Origin of the sequence: Myroides fluvii, assembly GCF_009792295.1 — a bacterium.
In the GTDB taxonomy this organism is placed as follows: Bacteria; Bacteroidota; Bacteroidia; order Flavobacteriales; family Flavobacteriaceae; genus Flavobacterium; species Flavobacterium fluvii_A.
This window is the reverse complement of the sequence record NZ_CP039934.1, coordinates 2,224,170-2,244,272: the sequence shown is the minus strand read 5'-3', so window position 1 is coordinate 2,244,272 and position 20,103 is coordinate 2,224,170. Positions and strand designations below refer to the sequence as shown.

General features: G+C 36.6%; 17 protein-coding genes. 12 read left to right on the top strand and 5 right to left on the bottom strand.

Annotation, left to right across the window (positions count from 1 at the left end; translation table 11 throughout):
• Positions 1-178 precede the first annotated feature (178 nt).
• The 10 genes from FBR08_RS10290 (at position 179) to FBR08_RS10245 (ending at position 10,223) form a co-directional block, all read left to right on the top strand.
• Positions 179-598: a hypothetical protein gene (locus FBR08_RS10290; RefSeq protein WP_233266091.1), complete on the top strand. Its 420-nt coding sequence runs from the start codon at positions 179-181 to the stop codon at positions 596-598.
• A gap of 128 nt (positions 599-726) precedes the next feature.
• Entirely contained in the window at positions 727-2,112 is a 1,386-nt protein-coding gene (locus FBR08_RS10285; protein WP_158962626.1) for a TolC family protein, read from the top strand.
• Positions 2,113-2,124: 12 nt separating this feature from the next.
• Positions 2,125-5,298, top strand: coding sequence for an efflux RND transporter permease subunit (locus FBR08_RS10280; RefSeq protein ID WP_158962625.1), 3,174 nt, complete (start codon positions 2,125-2,127; stop codon positions 5,296-5,298).
• A gap of 23 nt (positions 5,299-5,321) precedes the next feature.
• Positions 5,322-6,401, top strand: coding sequence for an efflux RND transporter periplasmic adaptor subunit (locus tag FBR08_RS10275; RefSeq protein WP_158962624.1), 1,080 nt, complete (start codon positions 5,322-5,324; stop codon positions 6,399-6,401).
• Between the two features lie 10 nt (positions 6,402-6,411).
• Complete coding sequence (locus FBR08_RS10270) at positions 6,412-6,942, top strand: TlpA family protein disulfide reductase (protein WP_233266090.1); 531 nt, start codon at positions 6,412-6,414, stop codon at positions 6,940-6,942.
• Between the two features lie 297 nt (positions 6,943-7,239).
• Positions 7,240-7,575, top strand: coding sequence for an SdpI family protein (locus FBR08_RS10265; protein ID WP_158962623.1), 336 nt, complete (start codon positions 7,240-7,242; stop codon positions 7,573-7,575).
• 465 nt (positions 7,576-8,040) lie between these two features.
• The gene (locus tag FBR08_RS10260) at positions 8,041-8,322 is read left to right on the top strand and encodes a DUF2089 family protein (protein WP_158962622.1); all 282 of its coding nucleotides are present in this window, start codon (positions 8,041-8,043) and stop codon (positions 8,320-8,322) included.
• A gap of 24 nt (positions 8,323-8,346) precedes the next feature.
• Complete coding sequence (locus FBR08_RS10255; protein WP_158962621.1) at positions 8,347-8,928, top strand: hypothetical protein; 582 nt, start codon at positions 8,347-8,349, stop codon at positions 8,926-8,928.
• A 1-nt stretch (position 8,929) separates the two neighbouring features.
• Positions 8,930-9,868, top strand: a complete 939-nt coding sequence (locus FBR08_RS10250; protein ID WP_158962620.1) for an alpha/beta hydrolase — start codon at positions 8,930-8,932, stop codon at positions 9,866-9,868.
• 10 nt (positions 9,869-9,878) lie between these two features.
• On the top strand, positions 9,879-10,223 hold the full coding sequence (locus FBR08_RS10245) for an SdpI family protein (protein ID WP_158962619.1): 345 nt from the start codon (positions 9,879-9,881) through the stop codon (positions 10,221-10,223).
• 4 nt (positions 10,224-10,227) lie between these two features.
• Here FBR08_RS10245 and FBR08_RS10240 read toward each other — a convergent pair whose 3' ends face one another.
• Positions 10,228-12,426 (bottom strand): B12-binding domain-containing radical SAM protein, encoded by a 2,199-nt coding sequence (locus FBR08_RS10240; RefSeq protein ID WP_199268590.1) that lies wholly within the window; start codon positions 12,424-12,426, stop codon positions 10,228-10,230.
• Positions 12,427-12,563: 137 nt separating this feature from the next.
• On the opposite strand from FBR08_RS10240, the gene FBR08_RS10235 reads away from it, so the two are divergent.
• Positions 12,564-14,468 (top strand): T9SS type B sorting domain-containing protein, encoded by a 1,905-nt coding sequence (locus FBR08_RS10235; protein WP_158962617.1) that lies wholly within the window; start codon positions 12,564-12,566, stop codon positions 14,466-14,468.
• Positions 14,469-14,570: 102 nt separating this feature from the next.
• On the top strand, positions 14,571-16,160 hold the full coding sequence (bshC, locus tag FBR08_RS10230) for a bacillithiol biosynthesis cysteine-adding enzyme BshC (protein WP_158962616.1): 1,590 nt from the start codon (positions 14,571-14,573) through the stop codon (positions 16,158-16,160).
• Positions 16,161-16,208: 48 nt separating this feature from the next.
• Here the strand turns inward: bshC and FBR08_RS10225 are convergent, their stop codons facing one another.
• The 4 genes from FBR08_RS10225 to porV all read right to left on the bottom strand — a co-directional run bounded on the left by FBR08_RS10225 (position 16,209) and on the right by porV (position 20,076).
• Positions 16,209-16,625, bottom strand: a complete 417-nt coding sequence (locus FBR08_RS10225) for a GNAT family N-acetyltransferase (protein ID WP_158962615.1) — start codon at positions 16,623-16,625, stop codon at positions 16,209-16,211.
• A gap of 141 nt (positions 16,626-16,766) precedes the next feature.
• Positions 16,767-18,158, bottom strand: coding sequence for a hemolysin family protein (locus FBR08_RS10220; protein WP_158962614.1), 1,392 nt, complete (start codon positions 18,156-18,158; stop codon positions 16,767-16,769).
• Positions 18,159-18,366: 208 nt separating this feature from the next.
• Positions 18,367-18,849, bottom strand: a complete 483-nt coding sequence (locus tag FBR08_RS10215) for a cytidine deaminase (RefSeq protein ID WP_158962613.1) — start codon at positions 18,847-18,849, stop codon at positions 18,367-18,369.
• An 84-nt stretch (positions 18,850-18,933) separates the two neighbouring features.
• Positions 18,934-20,076 (bottom strand): type IX secretion system outer membrane channel protein PorV, encoded by a 1,143-nt coding sequence (porV, locus tag FBR08_RS10210; protein ID WP_158962612.1) that lies wholly within the window; start codon positions 20,074-20,076, stop codon positions 18,934-18,936.
• Positions 20,077-20,103 lie beyond the last annotated feature (27 nt).

Sequence of the window (20,103 nt, the reverse complement as noted above, 5' to 3'; positions counted from 1 at the left end):
TTAATAATCAAAATTCATACCAAAGACCTTTTGTTTTTTATTTTTCTCGATAATTGCTAAATTCAAACCAAGATATACCCGCTCCTTGTCCATTTTCTCTTTATCATTCGCTATTTTCATACCTAAAAACAAAAAAAACTTTGTATTTAATTTTGAAATACTCTATGTTTGTCACTCTATGAGTATAAATACGTTACATATCATACAACAAAAAACGCGCAAAGTCTTGACTTTATTTTGTGCGATATGGCTTATTTTCTCTACTTGCTCTATGCAAACCAGCCTCAGTCACTTATTCAATGATTCAGCAACTGCCATAGAACAAACCACCAAAACAAATAAAAGTAAAAAACACACTACAGTAACAGAAAGAAGTTGCAGTCAGAATTTCCTAACGGATGATCAAAGTCAACTGTTACAAAAAGCAGGATGGGATCTTTCAAATCCTTTTATAGCCTTAGTTGTATCTACCTTTTTTATTTTTTTCTTTGGATTTCGCATCAAAGGCGAATCAGACAGACATCCTTTATACCAGGATACCTCCCAATTACTGGGCAAACTCCCTTTATTTATAGCCTTACAGAATTTGAGAATTTGATTTTTCAACGTTTCTCTGTCGGTTTATCGTATTAGCGTGTGCTAACCTACGATGTAACTGCTATTGTTCGTTCAAAAATTCAATAATATGCGATCTATTTTATATAGGTCCCCAATATTCTCTTTCTAATGAAAACGATTTTTCGTTCGGCTACATCACTGTGGTTGATCTGTTTAAGCGTGACACTATCCGCACAAGAGCCAGGGCAAAATACGCTTGGCAACTTATGGGAAAAAGTGGCACAACATTATCCAGGATTACAAGCACAAACAGCCTTAGTAGCCTCTACAGCAAACAAACAACAAGCCGTAAAAAGTCAGGCTTTGCCTCAATTTAAAATTCAAGCTCAAAACTCCTATAGCACCTTTGAGGGGAGTAATGGGGCATTTTTTCCACAAGCTGGTTTTTTTAACGTCAGTGGAAATCCAGACCTGCTAGAAGGAAGTGACCAAACATTCAACACCTTCGGCTCTGCTACGGTGGAATGGGAAGTGTTTGCCTTTGGAAAACAAAACCAAGAAAACAAAGCGGCCCATGCACAACATCAGCAACAAATAGCACAAAAAGAGGTATACACGCTTCAACTCAAAAAGGAATTAGCACTCAGACATATCCGAAATTTATATGCTACAGCCAATTTCGATTGGATGAATAAAAATGCAGATCGTCTAAAAAGTATCGAATTAATAGCCAATGGTCTGGCGGTATCAGGTCTAAAGCCTGCTGCGGATAATTTATTAGCGCATTCTTCTTACTTGCAAGCAGCAGGGCAACAGCACTATTGGAAGGGAAATAAACAAGCCACCCATATTGCCTTAACTGAGTTAGTAGGGGAGCCTATAGATACACTTGATACCATACACATACGCCATTTTCTCACGTATCCACTTCACAACATCAACACAGCTGATACGGATAATCTAGTAGAACACCCCGTTTTAACGCAATACAAGCAAGAAGCTTCCTACTTTGAACACAGTGGTAAATCTATGACAAGAGCGGCCCTACCCCGTGTCAAAGTACTAGGTGGTTATGCCATTCGAGGAGCAGGAATTCAAACGAACCTCGCTACCGATAAATGGAAAGATGGTTTTTCTAACTCCGTTGATAATTATCTTGTAGGTGTGGGTATTACTTGGAATTTCTCCTCTTTATTCACCAATCAATATAAAAAACAAGCCCTAAATAAACAGGCAGAAAGTGCATCCAACAAATACAGTGCGTATGAACAAGCTCTTCAGTCCAATATAGCAGCTAGTCAAGTTCAAATTAAAGAACAAACTCAGCAATTACAACAAACCCATCAAGCGATTGTGCATGCAACTCAGGCCTATACGATGTACATGGCTCGTTACAAAAGCGGATTAATTTCGTTGAGCGAACTATTGCAAATTCAACAGTTGCTAGAACAAGCGGAAAAAACACACATTGATGCCTCACAACAGTATTGGATGCAATTGGTCTCTGAGGCGAGTTTAACTGCTAATTTTGATTTTTTATTTACTAACTTATAATATAGACTACTTATGAATCTAATCCGATTTGCCTTAAGAAAGCCTATTGCCATTCTAATCATTGTATTAGCTTTGGGCTTCTTATCGATTAATTCGATTAAGAAAATCAACGTCGATATTTTCCCCGAAATAGAACTCCCTTCCATTTACATTGCCATGCCTTATGGCGGACTTTCTCCTGCTTATATGGATGGATTTATGGCCAATGAATTTCAAAAGGTATTGCTCTTTGTAGGCGGTGTAGAAAATATTGATTTTAAAAGTGTTCAAGGTTTAACCTTGATGAAATTATCTTTTTATCCGGGAACGGATATGGCTCAAGCGGCAGGAGAAGTTTCTACCCAAGTGTCACGTGCAATGGGGTTCTTACCTCCCGGGGCTGTTCCGCCTATGGTTGTTCGATTTGACGGTAGTTCACTTCCTGTTGGGCAACTCGTTTTTGAAAGTCCACAGCGCACGATTACCGAATTGCAAACCATGGTACAAACAAGGATTAGACCAATGTTTGTTGAGATTCCCGGTGTGACAGCTCCTGCTCCATTTGGAGGAAATGTAAGGTCTATCATTGTCAATATTGATCCCCATGCGATGCAGGCCAATGGGTTAACACCGGAAGAAATAACCTTGGCAATCACCAAAAACAGTCATCCTTCTCCAGCGGGAAATATTCGCATAGGCGAACAAAATTTAATGGCTCCGATTAACTCTATTGCGACAAACCCCGAAGTTTTTCTACAAACTCCGATTCGAACTACAGAAAATAGAACCATCTATGTAAAAGATGTCGCGCAAGTAATTGATGCCGCCGATCAAACAACGGGATATGCTCTGATTAACGGCACGCGTTCGGTGTATTTGCCTATTATTAAAAAAGCGGATGCTTCGACCATTGACGTAGTAAAAAATTTAAAAGCCTCGTTGCCAATGCTAGAGAACACCCTTCCAGAAGATGTCTCCATTCGCTATGAATTTGACCAATCTAAATACATCGAGCGTTCCTTGAGCAATTTAATTCACGAAGGAATTCTAGGGGCTTTATTTACAGGCTTGATGATTTTCTTATTTTTAGGAGATACTCGCGGAGCTATTATTGTGATTTTAACCATACCTGTAGCTATTCTATCAGCTGTTGCTGCGTTGTATTTTATGGGTCAAACCATTAATATCATGACATTAAGTGGTCTAGCTTTATCTATTGGTATTCTCGTCGATGAAGCCACCGTTACCATTGAAAATATTCACCAGCACTTCGAGATGGGTAAATCAAAAGCCCAAGCCATTTTAGATGCACTCTTGGAAATTTCAATTCCCAAATTACTTATTCTCCTTTGTATTTTAGCGGTACTAACGCCTGCTTTTATCATGACGGGAATTCCCAAAGATATGTTTATGCCTTTGTCTATGGCAGTAGCCTTTGCGATGATATTTTCTTTCTTAGCTTCTCAAACCTTTGTTCCGATTTTAGCTAATTGGTTGATGAAAAACAAGCACTTGGAGATTTACGACAAAAAAACAAAGAGACAGCGCAAATTCTTTGAAAAATTCCGCTTGCGTTATACTCAAGTTATTCGCAATTGGCATAAAAGATCGAAAGCTCTTTTCTTTGGATATGTAATCGTTGCTGTTGGTTGTATCGCCGTTTTACTTCAATTCATTGGAACAGACATTATGCCTGCTTCAAATAGTGGCGATTTTCAAATTCGAATTGAAGCGCCTCAAGGTAGTCGAATTGAAAAAACAGAAGAAATCGTAAAAGAGATCATTAGCGATATCACAGCCGTACTACCAGAAAACGGTATATCAATTACCTCTTCTTTTGTAGGTATGCATCCATCAGGAACACCGATTAACCCTATTTTCTTATTTACCAATGCCTCACATGAAGCAGTGTTACAAGTTGCTATTGATCAAAGTATTTACACCGGATCAATTGCAGCACTCAAAGAACAGATTCGAGCTAAAGTGAGTAAAAATCGCCCAGAGGTGCTCATTAATTTCGAACCGATGGAGTTGGTTGAAAAAATCATGGGGCAAGGAGCCATGACTCCGATAGAAGTCAAGGTTGCGGCAAGGCAAATTAAAATGGCGGAAAATCACGCAAAAAAAATCGAACAGGAACTGAGAGCAATTCCTTACTTACGCGATATTCGAATTGCCGAGCCTTTGAATTATCCAACCATGCAAATTGAGGTAAACCGCGATTTATTAGGTCAATTCGGTTTAACCATGAGTGATGTTACTCGAAGTTTAGCTACTGCAACTTCCTCTACGCGTTATACGGATAAAAATTTATGGGTTGATCCCAATTCAGGATTAGTTTTCCAGGTACAAGTTCAAATCCCGGAAGGAACCATTGACAGTGCGGAGAAACTAAAAGCGATTCCCTTAAAAAAGGGAAGTTTACGTCCAATTTTGGAAGATGTTGCCCATATTAAGCTAGTAAATGAAGCAGCACAAGTCAATCGAAAAGGCCCCAATCGATATGTTACCGTTATTGCAAACATTCACGATAAGGATTTAGGGACGGCTTCGAAAGCAGTCAAAAAAGCAATTGCCAATGTGGGAGAGCCCCCAAGAGGAACAATTGTATGGACAGAGGGCACATTAAATCTACTAGATGAAACACTAGGTAATTTGTTGATTGGACTAGGGGTAGCTGTCATTACAATCTACTTGATGTTATCAGCCTACTATCAATCCTTCCGATTACCTTTAGTAATTCTATCTGTCTTACCTGCAGTAATTGCAGGAAGTTTAATTTTACTTTTCATCAGCGGTAGCACCTTAAATCTACAATCGTATATGGGTATTATCATGTCTATTGGAGTTTCGGTTTCCAACGCTGTCCTCTTAATTAATCAAGCGGAGTACTATCGAAAAGAAATGCAGTTGCGCACAGTTAATGCGGCTCGCTTAGCGGCTTCTTCACGTCTGCGCCCGGTATTAATGACGGCAGCAGCCATGGTAGCAGGAATGTTGCCCATGTCTTTAGGTTTAGGTGATGGTGGAGAACAAGTAGCTCCATTAGGTCAAGCTGTAATTGGAGGTCTTTTGGCTTCGACTGTTACCATCTTATTACTTCTCCCTCATTTATTTACCTCAACGATGCAAAAAGCAACCTTAATTGGTCCTTCTTTAGATCCAGATGATCCTAAAAGTAAATTTCACACCGCTGACCCCCTTTAATATTTATTTTTAATAGTACAAATATGAAACGATATACCACTTTATCCCTTGCACTACTGAGTTGCGCCTTATTTTTTACCGCTTGCAAGGATAATAATCCAACAGAAAAAACGCAGACCAAACAAACCGTTGCACTAGACTTAAGCACAGTAGCCTTACAAGAACTAAACCCCACCTACTCCATTACAGTGCCTGGTGAAATCAAACCATACGAACAAGTAGCTTTATACGCTAAAGTTTCAGGTTTCATCAAACACCTATACGTCGATCGCGGTGATTACGTCAAAAAAGGACAATTACTTGCGCTATTGGAAGCTCCTGAGATGAATCAACGTGCACTTTCTGATCAATCTATTCAAGATAAAGTACATAGCGACTATCTATTAGCTAAACAAGTATACGAGCGTTTACTAGAAGCATCACACACAACAGGAGCAGTCGCTCAAGTAGAGCTCGAGCGTGCTCAAAGTATGATGAATAGTGCAAAATCCGCTTATGAATCAGCCAAAGCAAGTACTGCCCAAGCCAAGCAATTACAAGACTATTTGCGCATTGTAGCTCCTTTTGATGGCATTATCACCCAACGCAATGTATCCAATGGTTCATTGGTTGGTCATAATGGAAGTTCTCCTATTTTTGAGCTGGCCCAAAACAATCAATTGCGCTTAACTATCGCTATTCCCGAAAAACACGCGGGCTCTATTCCACAAGGAACAACAGCTACCTTTAGTATTAGTGCTTATCCCGGTGAGCAATTCACTGCTCAACTTTCAAGAACTTCCGGTGTACTCAATCAACGCGATAGATCTTTAACCTTAGAATTTGATCTAGACAATAGCAAAGGAAAATTACAAGGAGGAGATTACGCACAAGTAAAATTAGAGTTACAACGCAAACAACCTTCCTTGTGGATTGAGACCAAAAGTATTCTCACTACTCAATCTGGAAATTTTGTACTCACCCAAAACGGCGACCAATTATCGAGAATTCCAGTAGAATTAGGCGTACAATTAGATACTTTAACTGAAGTTTTTGGAGCCCTAAACAAGGCTGACTTGATTATTAAAAAACCATCCGAAGAAATGAAAAACTCAAAAAAATAAATAAAAGATTATGCAGTTTATACAAAAAATCAAACACCGCGTCAGCGCATTCACACTTATACTTACTATGGCCTTACTACATAGTTCGATAACGCAAGCACAGCAAAAAAAGGCTCCTATTGTAAATACGACAACTACAGATGCTGTATTTTTAGATAGCACGGGTAAAAAGGTTTCATTAAGTGCTTTGCAGGGTAAAGTTGTCTTTGTCAATTTTTGGGCCACTTGGTGTCCGCCTTGTATCAAAGAAATGCCTTCCATCCTTGCATTAAAAGAGAAAATGAAAAACAAAGACGTTGTCTTTTTGTTAGTAGATATCGATGGAAACTACGAAAAAGCCAAAGCTTTTATGGACAAAAGGAATTTAGATCTGCCTGTTTATATTCCTGCGGCAACTATTTCTAGCACCTACTTAGGGACTTCTATCCCCACAACCGTAATATTTGATAAAAAAGGCAATATGATTCAACGTATTGTTGGTGGCGTCGACTTTGCCTCTGAGGAAGTTGAAAAGTTCATGGATCAAGTTTTAAAATTGTAAATTAATTATTTCCAAATAGTTATATTAAAGCTCACTTCTTGAAAGTGAGCTTTTTTTTTCATTGTTTTTTAAATATACCCCTCATCAAACAAATATAAATACATCATTCACACTTCTATTTTATTGAATATATATCAATAAAACCAACTATTAACCAAAAACAAAAAGACAAAACAACCATTATAACTTAAAATATTAAAAAACAAATAATTCTTCCCTTTTGGTTCTTTCGATTAAGTTTAAGTTAATTTTTTGTTTATTTTAGCAAATACCAAAACCAATCAAAAAACAACAACAATGGCAATGCTCTATATATTTCCTATTATTCTAGGCCTAATAGGTTTTTTTAATCTGCTTTTTCACTTTAAACAAGTGCACTTACTAGGTTATAGAAGTCTCAATGCATTAAAAGATGACAAACATTGGCGCGTAGCACAACGCACCAGTAGTTCATCGTTAATTGCAGCTAGTTTATTTTTGATTTGTATGAACTATACGTTAGCTCAATTTGACTATGTAGCGCAGACCTTACAGGTAATTATGATTACAGCTAGCATTTTTTGTGTGCTGTACACGATTATCCACACAGAAACTGTATTAGAAAAATTAGATCACAATCTTATTCAAAAATAATTTCAATTATTATTATTTCTTCCTCTTTCTTGTGCTAACGATTACTACAGCCAGAATAACATTTACTTTGCTTTAAATCACTACTACTATTAGACAAGAAAGAGGTTTTTTATCAATAATATTATTTTACTTACTTAAAAAAGGTATGGATTACTTGTAATTCATACCTTTTTTTTGTGGGGTGGTGAGAGGATGAGATGGTTAGTTTTTGTGAAATTTGTTTAAAGAAAGTACCCGCCTATTTGAGCCCTCCTCCCCTTTCTTCTTTATCTTATTTAATTTCTATTCGTTTTGGTATTCGATGAATCTAGACTTCACTCCGATTTCCTCTTTTTTTTTAGCTTTTTTGTTTTTTCACTTTTTTATAGAAATTCTCAATAGTTAGAAATTTCCCCCTCCCTCCAATAAAAAATATTGATTTTAAATTAAATTTTATTAAATTTGACTTAAACAAAATTAAACAATTTGAAAACAAAACATAAATTACCTACGCACTGTCCAAGTTGTATTAACAAATTACACGTGACACAACTTGCCTGTGAGAGTTGTGAAACAACTGTAGGAGGCCAATTTAATCTGCCCTTGCTCTCTCAATTAACACAAGAGGAGCAAGATTTTGTCCTACAATTCTTTCTATACAGTGGAAGTTTAAAACAAATGGCACAACAGATGAACATTAGTTATCCTACAGTTCGAAATAAACTGGATGATATGATTGAGCACATTAAAAAACTACAAAATCTATAACTAACCGATAACACAACAGCCTTTATGAAAAATTATTTTCTAAAACCTTTTACTTATTTTCAAGAGAAGCAATTACTTTTGTTTGGTTTAAGTTTAGGTCTAATCAGTTGTATCATTCAACTGACGACGACTACACGTGTAATTGCCTTATTGAAAGCTATCATCACTGAGGAAAATCCTCCTTTTGTGCAAAATATAGCAGATTTTATTATTACCACCATAACGATGGTACTTGCTTTGTTTATTTTTGGAAAGATGATTAATGCAAAAACAAGATTCATCGATATTCTAAATACTGTACTGATTGCGCGAATTCCGTTATACCTCTTTATTATAGGGGATATCAACAGTTTTATCACGAAAAAAACGAAAGTAATCCTTGATTCAATTTCCAATCCCGATGAAATGGCAAATCAATTCATAGATATCATTCTACTTACTGTATTTGGATTTCTTGTATTATTATCCCTCATTATCTTTGGATACTATATTTATCAAGGTTTCAAAACAGCAACCCATCTTAAAAAAACATCACACATCATAATTTTTGTAATTCTTATACTCTTCATTGACTTTCTCACCCGCCTATTAACCAACTTATATTAATATGAAAGCATTTATACACTTCTTTATCTACTTATTAATGGCGTTGTGTGCCGTATTAGGGTTTGCCCAAGCACCTACCATCCAAGAAATAACAATTGACTCTCAATTAATAGGCGATTTATATACTACAGCTAGTAAGAACGACAATCTCGTTATTATCGTTCCTGGTTCAGGTCCAACCAATCGAAATGGAAATAGTTTTGCGGGCCTAAGAGGCAATTCCTATAAAATGTTAGCCACGGCCTTAGCTGAAAAAAATATTGCCGTTTTCACCTATGACAAGCGATTCATTACCCAATTAAAACAGAATCATCCCATGAAAGAAGAAGAGGGGCGCTTCGAAGATGGTGTGAATGATTTAGCCTTACTTGTCAATCATTTTGCTACTACATATCCTAGGATTACTTTAGTAGGTCATAGTGAAGGTGCTTTAGTTGCAAATATCTTAGCCAATACATCAAGTAAAGTAAAAAAATACGTAGCCTTGCAAGGCCCTGGTTTGGCAGCAGATCAAATTATCTATGAACAAGTAAGCAACCAATTACCTGCTTTAGGAAATAAAGTACTGGAAATCAATGCTTCTTTAAAAAAGGGACAAACGACAGAAGACGTTCCTCCTATGCTTCAGGCCTTATACCGCCCTAGTGTACAGCCCTACTTAATTTCTTGGATGCAATACAACCCAAGTATAGAAATTAAAAAGACTAAACAACCGACATTAATTATCGATGGTGATAAAGATTTACAAGTGTTAACAACACAAGGAGACCTATTGAGTCAGGCGAATCCGAACGCCGAACGCATCACGCTAAAAAACATGAATCACGTATTAAAACACATAGAAAAAGACGAAGATAATCTGAAAAGTTATAGTGATCCAACCTTTCCATTACATCCAGAACTCGCTTCAACAATTGCCACCTTTATCGTAACTCCTTAATCCATTTCTTATGTCAGACAACGCACTTTTCCATTGTTTTTTATTGCCTGTCATCTTTATTCTTATTGGCTTTCTTATTCCGCTATGTAAAAACATTGGTCCAGTAGGCTATCGAACTCCGCGAAGTATGAAGAATCAAGAAAACTGGGATTTTTCTCAAAAACTAAGTGGCAGCTTAATGCTCATTTTAGGTACCCTTATTTTGGTTATCAACTTGCTGTTCTACTTTGCTGTTCTTCCCCATATCTATTATCAACGAACAGAAATGACACTCATTGGTGCAGGTTCATTTTTGGTAATCATCTATACTGAGATACGCTTATATCAATTTGAAAAAAAACAATCTTCCAATTAATTCCTTACACGACAAGTAAAGCCATTTCGCGCAATTGTTGCACTGGCTTTGAATACCAAAACAGTTCAAAGTCAGTTGGACAAGCCGTTTCAAAACTCGTTTTCATCTCTTGATAGGTTTTGGTTTGTGTGGTACTGCCTTTTAATTCTTCGATAAAGTGAGCAAACCATTCCCCTTCCCCTCGATCCAAACCAATAGTAATGGTATCGTTCTTGGTATAGAAAATAAGGTTGACCATTTCAAAAACACTTCCTTTTTTCTTTTTCTCGAAATATTCTTTATAAGGATAAGTACCCAACCATACAATCTTTTGATTGCCTCTATACGTTGGTAGAAGTTCGTTTTCTAAACAAGAAGCAATATAATCAGGTTGAACCGATGTACGGGGCACTTTAAAATCAAACCATTCGTTCAGCGGCCAATCCAAACACATGCCATGCATATAGTTAAATAAGGATTTCTTTAAACCAAAAGAAAACTTATCGTGAATGGCACCATTCATTTCTACATGGGGCACATCATTATTCGCAAAAGCACTATTTTCTTGTTTTTGTGCAATGACCTTATACTCCTCTGGATTCATTCCCACTGGAGAATGAGCTGTCATAGCAAATTGATGCCAAAAGCCCGATTGCATAATACCTGCTTCAAATAATTGGCGTACCATTTCTAAGCTGTCAATGGTTTCTTGAGCCGTTTGAGTAGGGAAACCATACATTAAATAGGCGTGGACTAAAATCCCTGCTGCGGTAAAATTTCGATTGACACGGGCTACCTGCTCTACCGTTACACCTTTTTCAATTAGTTTGAGTAAACGGTCAGAAGCTACTTCCAATCCCCCTGATACCGCAATACATCCCGAAGCTTTTAACAACAAACACAAATCCCGCGTAAAGCTTTTCTCAAAGCGTATATTGGTCCACCAGGATACGGTAATTTTTCTGCGAATAATTTCCAAAGCTACTTCTCGCATCAAAGCTGGAGGTGCTGCTTCATCGACAAAATGGAATCCCGTTTCTCCCGTCTGCTCAATTAAAGTTTCCATTCGATCAACAATTAACTTAGCCGCAACGGGTTCATATACTTTGATATAATCTAAGCTAATATCACAAAACGTACATTTTCCCCAATAACAACCATGGGCCATCGTCAATTTATTCCAACGACCATCACTCCACATCCGGTGCATCGGGTTTACCACCTCAATAACGGATATATAATCATTGAGTTTTAAGCTCGAATAGTCGGGTGTTCCTACTTCTGCTTGTTTATAGTCTCGTTTCAAGGGATTGTTGATATACACCACTTGATTCTCCTTACAAACAAACGTGCGTTTCAATTCCGCCTGCGTCAATTTTCCTTCCACGTACAAAATTAAGTTCTCCAACGGAGCTTCTCCATCATCTAGCGTAATAAAATCAAAGAACTCAAATACCCGCACATCCGATAAAGAGCGCAGTTCAGTATTGGGATACCCTCCTCCCATAGTTACTTTTACCTCGGGGTGATTTTGTTTGATCCATTGTGCACAGCGAAAAGCACTGTATAAATTTCCGGGAAAGGGCACTGAAAATCCGACAATCTTCGGGTTAGATTTAGCTATAATTGTTGTCAAGAGCTCAATCGTCAATTCATCAATAAACGTCAAGGGTTGTTGTAGTGATTCATACAATTCATCAAACGTATGAGCGGATCGACCTAAACGCTCTGCATAGCGACTAAATCCAAAATGAGGATCCACTGTATCGACAATTAAATCTGCAATATCCTCTAAATATAAGGTTGCTAAATGTTTGGCTTGATCTTGAATTCCCATAGAACCAAACGCCCACTCCAATTCTTCTAATTCTTCGAATCGAGACGCTCTTGGCAAAAAATCTTCTTTGATAATCGTATGGGCAAAGGTTGGGTTTTTTCCCTGTAAAAATTTAATCACAGCCTCTATTGTAGCGATATATTCCGTCTCTAGGGCTAACATTCGATGCGTATTGGCATTGACCTCTTCTACAACGGTGTGAATATGATCAAACAAACGAGTCAATCCTCTTTTGCTGAATAGCTGTAAAATAACTTCAATCCCCAAATCACTTTGGTAACTCGAAATGGATAATGTATTCAAGAAACCTGTGATATAAGCAGTTGCTGGATATGGCGTATTCAGCTGCGTAAAAGGCGGAGTAATTAATGTAATTGTCGTTTGCACCCTAGATAATTTAAGTGACAAAATTACCTACATTTTCTTAGTATAAATAATATTTTAAAATTTCTCCATCAAAAGATTTATTTTATGTTAATTTTAAGTTATATTTACTTTGCCCTCAACCTAAAAACAATACGATTATGAAGAAAATTATACTTCTTACCTTACTACTAGTATCAAATTTAATACATTCTCAGAGAATAAATATAGATGACGTCATAGTAATATGCTCAAACCAACAAGTAGTTGGACAAACGCCACAAAGTACTAATTACACCACATTAAGAACACCATGTGGCCCTTTTGATCCTTTATCTAGTTCATTAGCATTATTTTATGTTGAAATTAAATCTGGTTCAACTTTCACTTTTAGAATCAGTCCACAGGCCGCTGTTGACTATGATTTTGCTTCCTGGAAGAATCCTAACTTTGACAACTTAGGCCCTGGAGACCGAGGTTCTCAAAATGATGGTATGGATGCAGGTCAATATGACATTGGTCTATCCTTGACAGAAACCATGTTATGCGAAGTACCAGGAGCTTCTAGATGGATGGGTAATACGGCAACTGTACCTGGTTTGGTACGCTATTATGATGTACAACCTGGAGATGGTATTCTAATTGCTGTGAATCGTTGGTCTACAACTGATGCTGGTTTTACTTTATCTTTTGGAGGTAATGCTGTTTTAAACTGCGATCTAATAGAAAAGACCTATGAACAATGTGATATAAATTACGATGAAAAAGAAATTTTCGATTTAGATTTAATTAAAACAGAAATTAACAATATCGATCAATCGTTTACTATCGATTTCTTTGAAACTGAAGATGAAGCTACTAATTCTACTTCCACTACGACCTTATCGTCTCCTTATACTATAACAACAGAAGATAGTCCAAAGAGTATTTACGCTCGCTTTAAAAGAGCAAATGGTTTGTATTCTAAAACAATGAAAATCAATTTAGTCATCAACGAAACACCTAAAAAGCCCAAAGAACCTTTAAAATATGCTTTGTGTTATGAGGAAATAAGAAATAAGGAAAAAATTGCAACATTTGACTTGACTAAGTTTGAAAGTAAATTGAATGAAAACAATATTGGAGCTATTGATTTTACTTATTTTGAACCTTTTAACGACACAATCATTAAGATTAACAATCCTAAAAAATATCTCTCATCTAAAAGAAATATTACGATACGCATGACCATTGATGAAAAATGTCCTGTGGACATTCCCCTTCAATTAATTATCAATGATATTGATGTAAAATCTACTTCGTTTACCTATTCTGAGTTTTGTGCTACAGAAATAGAAACTGGGCTTGTTTACGATTTAACCAAAACAATTAGCACGCTACTAGCGAATAAGAATCAAGACAAATATGACATTCAATTTTACCCATCCACAGAAGATGCAGAAAATGAAACGAATGTCATAGAAAATCCAGCCAATTATTTAGTTTCTTACTATCACGAACAAATCATCAGCGCTAAAATAACGGATCAAAATACGTGTCCAACAGTTTCTGAGATTCACTTACCTGCTACCCCAAGATTTAGAATGAAAGACCATTTAAACACAGCATGTGAACCTTATAAACTTCCGGAATTACCCGAGGGATATGCTTATTATGTAGAACCGAATAAACAAGGGGATAATATTAAATTTAATACACCTGAAAGTTTTCTTTATGGTCCTAAAACCATTTATATTTACGCGAAAAAAGACTATGGGTTACCTCAATTAAACGATTGTTCTTTTGAAGATAGCTTTACCATTACAACTGAAGGATGTATCATTTCGAAGGGAATATCACCTAATGGTGATGGTTTGAATGACAATTGGGACCTTACTCCTTATGGCGTTGTCAATTTAAAAATCTTCAATCGCTATGGAATTGAAGTGTACAAGAAAACAGGAGGATACAAAAATGAATGGTATGGACAAGGAAGTGGCAGTACCTTATTGCCAAGTGGAACCTATTGGTACTATTTTGAATCCATCAAAGGAGTTTATTCAGGTTGGATTGAATTAATACATTAATATTTGAAATAAAACCGTAATTTTACTATACTTAAAAGTTTTACTATCTTGATAGTAAAACTTTTTTGTTTAAAACAAACTTTCTAATTGATTCCATGTCTTATGACGGTACCCAATATAACATTTCAAAACGCCGGTTATTTTTCTAAATTAATGGTCGACTACCTCAACCAAGCGGAAAAACTAAAACCACTTTATCAACATTTTCCTACTATAGCTAATTTCAAACTTCAAATAGAAGCTAAACAACAACATTTTTCGTTAGAAAAACGCTCCATTTTATACCGCGCACTCGTAGAGCAGTATAAAAACATTCCCTCCTCTTTAGCAACCGAGCAAAACCTAGCGCTGTTACAAGAGGAACATACATTTACTATTACAACAGGTCACCAATTGAATTTATTCACAGGACCGTTGTATTTTCTTTATAAAATTGTTTCTACGATTAATTTAACGCTAGAGTTAAAACAACACTATCCCGCATACAACTTTGTTCCTGTATATTGGATGGCTACAGAAGATCACGATTTTGAAGAAATCAATCACTTCTATTTTCAGGATAAAAAAATTTGTTGGGATCAAGAAAGCAAGGGGCCTGTAGGTAGATTGAGTACGGCTACTTTAGACAAAGTGTTTGATGTATTTAAGGGGCAATTAAACGCTGGGGACCATGCAAAAAAACTCAAAACTCTTTTTGAAGAGAGTTATCTCAAGCACGACAATTTAGCCGATGCAACACGCTATCTGGCTAACGCTTTATTTGAATCTTATGGTTTAGTGATTGTTGATGGAGATGACACTTCACTTAAATCTCTTTTTGCACCTGCTGTACAGCAGGAACTCCTTCAACAAAATGCAATTCGAGAAGTAGAAAAAACCTATGCTATTCTACAGGATTACTTTGTACAAGTAACACCTCGAGATATTAACTTATTTTATATTCAAGACAAACTGCGTGAGCGAATCATCTGGGAAGATAATCGCTATAAGATTAACAATACAACTCTTTCTTTTTCAAGAGAAGAGATCCTGCAAGAGCTCCATAATCATCCAGAACGCTTTAGCCCTAACGTTATTTTACGTCCCTTGTATCAAGAAACAATTTTACCGAATTTGTGTTACATCGGTGGGGGTGGTGAATTAGCGTATTGGTTGCAGTTAAAACCTGTTTTTGACTTACATCAAGTTGATTTTCCGATGCTATTATTGAGAAACTCTGTTTTACTTGCAACAGAAAAACAAGTTAAGAAACTCGATAAACTACAGCTAACTTGGTCAGAGGTCTTTACACCTGCAGCCACATTATTACAACAGAAATCTGCTGAACTATCGGATGTAACATTCGACTTTGAAACACAACGTCAAATCCTACAAGCTCAGTTTGACCAATTAAGAAAAATTGCTCAACAAACAGATGCCTCTTTTATCGGAGCTGTAAATGCACAAGAAAAAAAGCAAATGAAAGGGCTTCATAATCTGGAAAAACGCCTACAAAAAGCAGAGCGCAAGAAGAATAAGGAAATCCTGGATCGCATAATGGCGATTCAACTGGAACTCTTTCCAAAACACAGTTTACAAGAACGCTATTACAACTTTGCTCAATTTTATCAGGAAGCTGGAGATGAATTAATAGAAAAACTCTTTCAACAGCTGAAACCGTTAGAGCAAAAGTTCGACATCCTTATAGTATAAAAAAATAGCGACGGTTCCCGTCGCTATTTTTTTTACCTTGTATTGTTGCTATTTCTTCGTATATCCCATTCCTCTTGATGCAGGCCATACTTCTTTAAAGCCGTACTGTTCGTATAAGCGATAAGCCTCTCCATCTGCAATGAGATTGACATAACAAGAACTCGGTATATTCGCCTGAATATATTCGTCTAACTTACTCAGAATTAACTTGCCTAATCCTCTTTTTTGATGAGCGGGTAAAACACAAATATCCACAACCTGACAATGGCAAGCGCCATCCCCAACTAATCTGCCCATTCCGATTACTTCATTGTTGTTCTCCCGATCTAAAATCGCGACACAACACAGTGAATTTTGTAATCCTATCGTTGCTGCTATTTCCGTTTTAGGCGATAATCCAGAATGGACGCGCAATTGACAATACGTCGTTACGTCTATGTTTTGATATATTGCTTGGTATCTCATTTTTGTTTTTCTTTTAGCTTTCGCATTAGGCCGTCAAAAAATGCATGCCTAAACGAAAAATGACTTTTGCAAAAAAACGAAAAAACAACGTACAAAAAAAGGGAAGTCTTTTTTGACTTCCCTTTTTCTATATATCAACTCTTAGCTCTGTGCTATATCGTTTATATGCTCTTGTTTCAAGGATAATTTCAACTTTTCTACAGAGTTTCGGTACATATTCATCACTTCACCTGTGTAGTGGTCTAAATCTACTATATCTCCTTCTTTTAGTTCTTGATCCGGACAAACTTCACTAATCAATCCTGCTAAAGTGTCGTAGTGTTCGCTTTCTTCAAATTTAAAAGGCAACCAACGGTTAATATCTGAAATATTCGAGTGAGCATCTACCATGTATACGCCTTCGTCTATCGATACAACAATAGGCTCTTCATTATCGTACTCATCTTGAATTTCACCAACCAACTCTTCTAGAATATCCTCCATAGTAACAATTCCTGTAAACTCTCCTACTTCATTAGTCGCAATTGCCATTTGTAAGTGTTTTGCCTGAAACTGTTTCAGTACATTTTTAATCAATGTATTTTCTGAAATATAAATTGGCTCGCGCATTAAAGATCCTAGCGATACATCTTCTTTCTCTTTAATCATCGCCTTCATCAAGTCTTTGGTATAAATTACTCCTTTGATATCGTCTAGGGAGTCATCGTACACTGGAAAACGCGAATAACCTTCTGTAATGGCATAATCAATCGCTTCTTTTACGCTTGTATTGATTTCAATCGCAGAAACATTTTTACGCAGCGTTTGAATATTGTTTACGCGTCTATCGTCAAAATCAAAAACATTTTGAATCAAAAGGCGTTCTGTTTCTTCAATTGCACCACCTGCTTGACTTTCGGTGATAATCATTTTCAACTCCTCCTCAGTGTGTATATCCGAACCATGTACAGGTGTAATACCAAACATGCGTAAAATACCATTTGCCAACCCGTTCATCATCCAAATAATTGGTTTAAAAACAAAGTAGAATACGCGCAAAGGCAAGGCTATAGAGAATGTTGTTTTTGTAGGGAAATGAATGGCAATAGATTTTGGTGCTAATTCACCAAATACAATATGCAAAATTGTGATAATAGCAAAGGCAATTGGGAATGACACACTCTTCGCTACTGAATACCATTCTGGTCCAGTCATGCCGAATAACTCAAATACCTTCATGATCACGGGAGTCAATGAACTCTCTCCTACCCAACCTAATCCTAATGAAGCTAAAGTAATTCCTAATTGAGTAGCAGCTAAATAAGCATCTAGATTAGCAACGATATTTTTAGCAACACCTGCTACTTTAGAGTTTAATTCTTGATGTACTTCAATCTGAGAGGTTCTTACTTTTACAATTGCAAACTCCGCTGCAACGAAAAATCCATTTAGGAATACTAAGAATAACGTAAGCAATAACTTACCTACTGAAATTTCTTCGGGAACAATATTAACGTTAGCTAATATTGTGATGATCTGGGGGTATGTGTCCATTTTATAAATTCAAAGGGTCCTCGTTTAACTTTTTTGGGACCTATAAGCGAAGTTTTAGTTTCATCGCCTTTTCATATCAAAATTAATAATTTATTTGATATAATATCAAGGTTAACACTCGTTTTTTTTAAAACGGGTAATTAACTAGTTATCAAAGAGGTAAAACTTTTTACTTTATACCTTAATCTACTTGTATTTTGTATCGATTTTACATCGATTTCGCATCAAAGTGAAAAGGCAAGAGGTTTAAAAGAGAAGGCGAATAACACACCATTCCTTCAGCTCCCATAAAGAACATTTCAATGGGTTGTGCTTGTTTCACTTCATATTCTAATATACTTTGTCTACATGCTCCACAAGGAGGAATAGGATGATTGGTTACTTTCAAATCCGAGGATGCTGAAATAGCGATTTTTAAAATTCGCTTGTTCGGGTGCAAAGCTCCTGCTTGGAAAATAGCCGTGCGTTCTGCACATAATCCCGACGGAAATGCAGCATTCTCTTGATTGGATCCAAGTACAAAAGTACCATCTTCTAAAAGTAAAGCTGCACCTACTCGAAATTGTGAATAAGGCGCGTATGCATTTTTTCGAACAGCAATCGCCTGTTCCATCAATTCTTGATCTTGCTGCGCTAATTCGCGAATCGATTCATATTCGATAAATGTCGTTACTACTTCTACTTTTTTCATAAGTCAAACCATTAGAGATAAAAAATCCAAACGCGTCTTTGGTTTAACGGTTTGGATTATGATACAAATATAATACTTTTCTTGTTATCCTTTTGAATAAGTCTTTCTTCCTAAATCAAATGTCAAAGAAAAACGAAGTGTATTCTCTAAAGGATTGTTGATTTTTGATGTAGAGAACAGATAAGATAAATCTACTGTAATCATACTGTATCTAAATCCTGCTCCTAGGGTTGCATATTGTCTTGCTCCTTTATTCTTATTTTCATTGAAATAACCTGCGCGAAAGGCAAATGTATTGTCATACCAATACTCAGCTCCCATAGCCCAAGCTACTTCTTTCATTTCTTCACTAAATCCTCCTGGCGCATCACCAAAAGATTTAAATACGCCCTTAAACCAACCAATATCGTTGTACTTGCGCATTTCTTCTGGATCCGTGATATCTGCGGGAGGAGTAGGCACTAACAATTTATTAAACTCAGTCGTTATAGTCAGCGTATTGTAATCATCCAAAATAAAATCAAAACCAGCACCTAATTTTAAATTTGCCGGCAAGAAATCACCTATTGGCTTATCGCTATAGCTCATTTTAGGACCTAAATTTTGTAAGTTAAAACCTAATCTCCAACGCCCATCAAAATCAGAAAAAGACATGCGGTCCGATTGATAGAACCCAGAAATATCAACAGCAAATGTACTTGCACTTGATGCATCCCCATCTCCCGTATCAGGTAGTTTAAGATTGGAATTGATGAAACGCCCTGTAACGGCCATACCAAACTTCTCACTTAATTTCAATGCATAAGAGGCATCAATAGCAAACTCACTCGGCTTATAGGTTGCTCCCATACTATTGTAATCCTCTCTATAGGTCACTTCTCCCATTCCAAAATAGCGAAACCCTACTGAAAATGCACTTCGCTCGTTGTATTTATTGAAATAGTTTACTTGAGCAAGTGACATTCCGCTAGATATTTTGGACATATAGGGCGTATAACTCAAAGCAAAACCTTGGTCTTTAGTAGCGAAAGCGTATTTTGAAGCATTGTGTTGTTGTGAAAAAGCATCTGCTGTAGTTGCAACCCCCATATCTCCCAAAGCCGCTGATCTCGCATCAGCTGCAATAGTTAAAAACGGAACTCCGGTTGTAATGGGATGCATATCTGTCTGTGCATACAAGGCAGATCCTCCAAATATAGATAAAACTAATGCTGTGAAATTTTTCATTCAGTTGTGTTTATAATATTGTACAAA

Excerpts from the sequence above, each read along its gene's own strand:
- FBR08_RS10225 (WP_158962615.1), bottom strand. The coding sequence starts at position 16,625 with ATGAGATACCAAGCAATATATCAAAACATAGACGTAACGACGTATTGT.
- FBR08_RS10245 (WP_158962619.1), top strand. The coding sequence starts at position 9,879 with ATGTCAGACAACGCACTTTTCCATTGTTTTTTATTGCCTGTCATCTTT.
- FBR08_RS10280 (WP_158962625.1), top strand. The coding sequence starts at position 2,125 with ATGAATCTAATCCGATTTGCCTTAAGAAAGCCTATTGCCATTCTAATC.
- FBR08_RS10255 (WP_158962621.1), top strand. The coding sequence starts at position 8,347 with ATGAAAAATTATTTTCTAAAACCTTTTACTTATTTTCAAGAGAAGCAA.
- FBR08_RS10220 (WP_158962614.1), bottom strand. The coding sequence starts at position 18,158 with ATGGACACATACCCCCAGATCATCACAATATTAGCTAACGTTAATATT.
- porV (WP_158962612.1), bottom strand. The coding sequence starts at position 20,076 with ATGAAAAATTTCACAGCATTAGTTTTATCTATATTTGGAGGATCTGCC.
- FBR08_RS10215 (WP_158962613.1), bottom strand. The coding sequence starts at position 18,849 with ATGAAAAAAGTAGAAGTAGTAACGACATTTATCGAATATGAATCGATT.
- FBR08_RS10275 (WP_158962624.1), top strand. The coding sequence starts at position 5,322 with ATGAAACGATATACCACTTTATCCCTTGCACTACTGAGTTGCGCCTTA.
- FBR08_RS10290 (WP_233266091.1), top strand. The coding sequence starts at position 179 with ATGAGTATAAATACGTTACATATCATACAACAAAAAACGCGCAAAGTC.
- FBR08_RS10250 (WP_158962620.1), top strand. The coding sequence starts at position 8,930 with ATGAAAGCATTTATACACTTCTTTATCTACTTATTAATGGCGTTGTGT.
- FBR08_RS10235 (WP_158962617.1), top strand. The coding sequence starts at position 12,564 with ATGAAGAAAATTATACTTCTTACCTTACTACTAGTATCAAATTTAATA.
- FBR08_RS10285 (WP_158962626.1), top strand. The coding sequence starts at position 727 with ATGAAAACGATTTTTCGTTCGGCTACATCACTGTGGTTGATCTGTTTA.
- bshC (WP_158962616.1), top strand. The coding sequence starts at position 14,571 with ATGACGGTACCCAATATAACATTTCAAAACGCCGGTTATTTTTCTAAA.
- FBR08_RS10265 (WP_158962623.1), top strand. The coding sequence starts at position 7,240 with ATGGCAATGCTCTATATATTTCCTATTATTCTAGGCCTAATAGGTTTT.
- FBR08_RS10270 (WP_233266090.1), top strand. The coding sequence starts at position 6,412 with ATGCAGTTTATACAAAAAATCAAACACCGCGTCAGCGCATTCACACTT.